3 protein-coding genes are annotated in these 5,623 nt (G+C 51.3%); 2 read left to right on the top strand and 1 reads right to left on the bottom strand.

The features are described 5' to 3' along the window. Nucleotides 1-597 precede the first annotated feature (597 nt). The gene (locus ABYW01_RS12525) at nucleotides 598-1,326 is read right to left on the bottom strand and encodes a PhnD/SsuA/transferrin family substrate-binding protein (RefSeq protein WP_372833160.1); all 729 of its coding nucleotides are present in this window, start codon (nucleotides 1,324-1,326) and stop codon (nucleotides 598-600) included. A 210-nt stretch (nucleotides 1,327-1,536) separates the two neighbouring features. Here ABYW01_RS12525 and hrpB point away from each other — a divergent pair, with 210 nt between their 5' ends. Further along, nucleotides 1,537-4,098 carry an ATP-dependent helicase HrpB gene (gene hrpB / locus ABYW01_RS12520; RefSeq protein ID WP_372833157.1) on the top strand — a complete coding sequence of 854 codons (2,562 nt, stop codon included), beginning with the start codon at nucleotides 1,537-1,539 and terminating at the stop codon, nucleotides 4,096-4,098. A 277-nt stretch (nucleotides 4,099-4,375) separates the two neighbouring features. Then, on the top strand, nucleotides 4,376-5,623 hold a 1,248-nt coding region (locus tag ABYW01_RS12515; RefSeq protein WP_372833154.1), incomplete at its 3' end, for a PAS domain-containing protein.

Raw genomic sequence — 5,623 nt, 5'->3', positions numbered from 1 at the left:
CCGGTTGGAAGTGTTTCATCACAATGGTTGAGCGAGACTGTTGTTGGGAATCGCTATGCTCGTCCCAACCTACAACGCTGAGCTTGTATGAAGTGAAAGATAACGAGATCAGCGAAGACGATTTTGTTGATTACGTGATCGAGTAACGTAGCGTACTCAGCGTGAAACTAAAAAGCCCCGAACGTGTGTTGGGGCTTTTTAGTATTTGTAGGCTTCATATGTTGGGGGCTACGCGCATTTCTTCTATAGCCCTGATGGATTTAAGAAACCGGTTGGAAGTGTTTCATCACAATGGTTGAGCGAGACTGTTGTTGGGAATCGCTATGCTCGTCCCAACCTACAACGCTGAGCCTCTATGAAGTGAAAGATAACGAAATCAGCGAAGAAGATTTTGTGGATTACGTAATCGAGTAACACAGCGTACTTAGCGTGAAACTAAAAAGCCCCGAACGTGTGTTGGGGCTTTTTAGTATCTGAAAAACTGTAGGTTGGGACGAGTGAAACGATTCCCAACATCGAGTCTCTTTGTATGCATCCTACAGGTCTAATTAACTCACTAGATTCACAGCAGCAATATTGTGATTGTAGCCAGAAGAGTTAGCTCACCCGCAACAGCTGTCCCATGGTCTGCACATCATCCGATGTACTTTCAATCCAGGCACTGATACTCAGCTTTTCCAGCACCTGAAGGCCCTTATCGCTTTCTTTCATCGACAGCAGTGTCATCGACAAGCGGTCGGCGAGCTCTCGGTGTTGAGGTTTTACCATCATTTGAGCGAATACACGGTTCAGCTTACTGCTGCCCAGCAGTGCCAGATTGCCTTTTGAGAGTGGATTTAGCTCATCGTAAAAGCTCTTGCTAAAGAATGCATAGGCGTCAGGGTTGCCCTGCAAAGTCTTTAATACATGCATCCAGCCGTTCTTGCTGGTGAGGGTGCTAGGTTTCACCCCTTTCCTTGCCAGCAGACTCATGCCCAGTCGTGTTGCTACGGTATTACCGCATGTGATGATTTCTGCGTCCTGATAACCTTTTAGAGACGCCGAGCTATTGTCTGCGTGGGCAGCAAAAACAACCTCTTCGGGTTGGTTTTGGGGGCGACAAATCGGGATGTAAGCAGCTTTGTTGTTGAGCAGCACGGCTTCGGTAGGTGGCGCAAAGGCGATATCTGCCTGATGCATCCGGCTACGGAAATCTGCCATATCAAACGCTGTATCCAACCCGACCGGCTGATCCAGAGTCCGGCTGAGGTAAACAACAAATTCGTACCAGCGTTCAGAGTTGTTGGCCGTATCGGCAGGTGCTACCAGAAGCTTCAACTTGCTCACGATCTGTCTTCCATGTCCAAAAAAATGTTGTCAGATCGTACCATTATTCAGTGAGTAGGTTGAGGCTGAATTGAGCCTCTTTTATAGGCTTCTTGTCTTATAGCAAAAAGACAAAAAATGCTTTGCCGGGGGATACCATGGTTAAAGCTTGGCAGGGGAGATGGCACAATAGAGATCCTGTACGTCAATGACCGGAACCCCACCCCTGATATGTCTGATCTACCCATCAATACCGTCCTGCCGGAACTGAAATCTTTGCTCTGTGAGCATCATCAATTGGTGCTGGAAGCGCCGCCGGGTGCGGGTAAAACAACCGGCGTGCCTTTGGCCCTGTTGGATGAAGTCTGGTTGTCCGGGCAGAAGATTATTATGTTGGAACCACGTCGCCTGGCAGCACGGGCGGCAGCTGAACGGATGGCTTCGCTGCTAGGTGAAAAGGCGGGCGAAACGGTCGGTTACCGGGTGCGCTTAGACACCAAGGTGAGCCGTAAAACCCGTATTGAAGTGGTCACCGAAGGGATTTTGACACGCATGTTGCAGAGTGATCCCAGCCTTGAAGGTATCGGGTTGGTGATCTTCGATGAGTTTCACGAACGCAGTCTTGACGCTGATCTGGCGTTGGCATTAACGCTGCAGGGGCGGATGTTGTTTCGTGACGATGATCCGCTGAAATTACTGGTGATGTCCGCGACGTTGGATGGGGCAGCGGTAGCAGAACTGTTGGATGATGCGCCGATTTTGCGTAGTGAAGGTCGCGCCTATCCGGTCACAGTGCATTACGGGGATGCGGCGGGCTTATTAGATCGGGCGATCGAACCGGTGGCTGCTGCCACCGTGATGGATGCGCTGATCAGTGATGAGGGCAGTGTCTTGGTCTTTTTGCCCGGACAGCGTGAGATCAACCGAACCTATAAGTTACTGACCGAAAAGCTTACCTCCCGGGCAGACTTGTCTCACGTTATCGTCACGCCGTTGTACGGTGATCTGACGTTGCAGGAGCAGCGCAAGGCGATCGAACCCTCACCCGCAGGTCAACGTAAGGTGGTACTAGCGACAGCAATTGCGGAAACCAGTTTGACCATCGAAGGTGTGAGGGTGGTCGTCGATGCGGGCCTGAGTCGTGAAGCGATCTTTGATCCTGCAACCGGCATGTCTAGACTACAAACCCGACGCTTATCTCGCGCTGCCAGCGTGCAGCGTGCGGGACGCGCCGGGCGTATGGAGCCGGGTGTCTGTTATCGCCTCTGGTCGGAAACACAACAAGCACAGCTGGCGCCGTTTACCGCCCCGGAAATCACACAGGCAGATCTCACTCCACTGGTGCTGCAATTGATCCGCTGGGGAGTGGATGATCCGGCTGAGTTGAGCTGGTTAGATCTGCCGCCGCCAGCGCTTTATCAACAGGCTCTGGATCTGTTGTTACGTCTTGATGCAGTGGAGGTGAGTAGTGATAGTTACCGACTGACGGCTCATGGCGAACGGATGGCACAGTTACCCACTCATCCCCGTTTGGCCCATATGTTACTGCTGGGAATTCGTTACGGTCTGACAGAGCAGGCCTGTCATTTGGCGGCCTTGCTCTCAGATCGTGATCCGTTAAAGCGGCGTGATACGGATATCGCTGAACGACTCGCCTGGTTGCGCGGCGATCTTAAGGCTGAGCGCCACACTCAGGGTGCGTTGCACCGCATGCGTCAGGTAAGTAAACAGTTTAAGCGTCAATGCGGCCTGTTAGAAAGCGAGGTGGACAATGCTGTCTCTGATCCAGCAAACAGTCGCTGGACCGGGTTTCTGATCGCCGGGGCCTATCCGGATCGTATCGCGTGTCAGCGAAGTAAAGGCGGGGCGGATTACCGGATGAGTAACGGGCGTGCGGCGCGCTTGCCGGAAGGGGATCATCACAATGCTGAATGGTTGGCGTTGGCTCAGGTGGGCGGGCGAAGCGGTGATCATACGGATCGCATCTTCCTTTCAGCGGTGCTGGAACCCGATCTGTTTGATGGACCGTTGGCAGATATGGTGTCGTCGTTCGAAGAGGTGACCTGGAGCAAACAACAGGACCGTTTGACGGCGGAGCTTCAGCGCCGGGTGGGCAAGTTAGTATTGAGTCGTGCGCCGCTAAAAGATATTTCCGACGAAGCCAAGTCAGCTGCGTTGTTGGGTGTGGTTCGTAAACGCGGGTTAAATATTCTGCCGTGGACACCGGCGCTGCGCAGCTGGCAAACACGGGTGCAATTTCTGCACAGTAGCTTTGCTGAGGTGAATGGAGGCGCGTCGACAGAGAATCACTGGCCGGATCTATCTGATAAACACCTGTTGGACTCCGTTGACCAATGGCTGGCACCGTATCTGTCCGGGATCAGTCACATTAACCACTTCGCCAACCTCGATCTGCGTAATATTCTGCTGGCACTGTTGCCCTGGCCCTTACCGCAACAGCTCGACGAGTTGGCACCTGAGCGCTTTACCGTGCCCACGGGCTCGAACATCAAGATTGATTACAGCGAAACGCCACCGGTGCTGGCGGTGCGGATGCAGGAGATGTTTGGTTGTTTGGATACCCCCCGTATCGGAAACGCTACACCCTTAAAACTGCATCTGCTTTCACCTGCGATGCGCCCGTTGCAGGTGACGCAGGATCTGGCCGGTTTCTGGCAAAATAGCTATCCGGAGGTTCAGAAAGAGATGAAAGGCCGCTATCCAAAGCATCGCTGGCCGGATGATCCGGCAAATGCTGAACCCAGCCGCCGCTCGATTAAGCCTAAAAAGTAGCGTCACCTTCCTTCAGGTAATCAGTAAACAGGTACGGATAAACTTACCTGTTTACTTGGTTTTTCTATTTCCTTGTTTTTCAATAGTTTTTGGTAGATTAGGCCGCCTGTTTATTTAAATATTCTGCAAGTTCCTCCTTTAGATTATTGTTCTTACGTCGATACAAGGTTCTATCAGCCACCACTCTGAAGTGGCGCTTCTGGTGCCCAGGTTTTATCGCCAGCACCAAAAGACGACGAATCCAGAGTAAGTACCATCCAGCGATGGGGATAAACAGATGGGACAGGACCACATGCACGCTAACCTCGAAGTCTATAAGTACATGTTCGATGCCATTAGCAGATCGCAGGCGGTAATCGAATTTGAGTTGGATGGCACCGTCATCTCGGCCAATGACAATTTTCTCAATGCCATGGGGTACACCGCAGAGGAAGTTATCGGACAGCATCACAAGATGTTTGTTGATTCGGCCTATCAATCCAGTGCCGAATATCGAGAATTCTGGGATAAGCTGGGGCGCGGTGAGTTTGACTCCGGCGAGTATAAGCGCTTTGGCAAAGCGGGTAAGGAGGTCTGGATTCAGGCGACTTACAACCCGATTATGGATGACTCCGGAAAACTAATAAAAGTGGTTAAGTTTGCCTCTGACGTGACGGCAGAAAAACTGCAGTACGCTGACTTTTCCGGCCAGTTGGATGCTATCGGTAAATCTCAGGCGGTGATTGAGTTTAATCTCGATGGGACCATCATCACGGCGAACGATAATTTCCTTAATACGGTTGGCTACACACTGAGTGAAATACAAGGTCAGCACCACGGTCTATTTGTCGAGCCTGAGTATCGTCACAGTCACGAATACCGTCTGTTCTGGGAGCGTCTGGCGCGTGGAGAATATGATGCGGGAGAATATAAACGCATCGGTAAAGGGGGGAAAGAGATCTGGATTCAAGCCTCCTATAACCCCATTCTGGATATGAATGGGCGGCCTTTTAAGGTCGTGAAGTACGCCAGCGATGTGACAGCAGCTAAGCAACAAACCGCTGATTTTACAGGACAGATTGATGCCATCAGCAAGTCTCAGGCGGTGATCGAATTTGATCTCGACGGCATGATTCTCAATGCGAATGAGAACTTTCTGACCACCATGGGTTACAACCTGAGCGAGGTGAAAGGTCAGCATCACAGCATGTTTGTATGCGCTGCTGATAAACACACACCTGAGTACCGTGCCTTCTGGGAAAAATTAGGTCGCGGTGAATATGACTCCGGGGTGTACAAACGTCAGGGGCGTGGTGGGAAAGAGGTGTGGATTCAGGCGTCCTATAATCCGATTCTGGATATGAACGGTAAGCCCTTTAAGGTCGTGAAATACGCCAGCGATGTAACAGAATCTAAACTGAGAAACGCAGATTTTTCCGGGCAAATTGAGGCCATCGGAAAATCTCAGGCCGTGATTGAATTCAATTTGGATGGAACCATCATCAATGCCAACGATAACTTCCTGTCGGCTGTTGGTTATACCCTG

The organism is Pontibacterium sp. (genome assembly GCF_041587635.1).
In the GTDB taxonomy this organism is placed as follows: domain Bacteria; phylum Pseudomonadota; class Gammaproteobacteria; order Pseudomonadales; family Balneatricaceae; genus Pontibacterium.
Note: the sequence above shows the minus strand (reverse complement) of the source record. Positions and strands in the feature narration are given on the sequence as shown.

Excerpts from the sequence above, each read along its gene's own strand:
- hrpB (WP_372833157.1), top strand. The coding sequence starts at position 1,537 with ATGTCTGATCTACCCATCAATACCGTCCTGCCGGAACTGAAATCTTTG.